This window comes from Lacisediminihabitans profunda, assembly GCF_008040105.1.
Classification (GTDB): Bacteria; Actinomycetota; Actinomycetes; order Actinomycetales; family Microbacteriaceae; genus Lacisediminihabitans; species Lacisediminihabitans profunda.
The window spans coordinates 1-221 of the sequence record NZ_VRMG01000162.1 but is presented as its reverse complement, the minus strand read 5'-3'; the positions used below and the strand labels follow the sequence as shown (position 1 = coordinate 221).

1 protein-coding gene is annotated in these 221 nt (G+C 54.3%); it reads right to left on the bottom strand.

What is annotated here, in order from left to right:
• A partial coding sequence (locus FVP33_RS19885) for a DUF7227 family protein (RefSeq protein WP_222706825.1) occupies positions 1–221 on the bottom strand: 221 nt, incomplete at both ends.

Below are 221 nucleotides of genomic sequence, written 5' to 3'. Positions count from 1 at the left end.
CAACAGTTTTCTTTGCTGTGCCGTGGGCACGGAAGCCGATAATATACTCCCGGTCGGCCACTTGGCACAAGCCGCACGACTTACAATTCACCTTGTCGCTTTTCTCAGCCGGACAAGCTACCACTTTACGTCCTTTCGGCGTAAAGCTTACATTCTCCGCGTCCATCGGGAGAATAGTCACTACAGGGGCGATGTTCAGGTCGGCCAGTTCATCGGCGTGC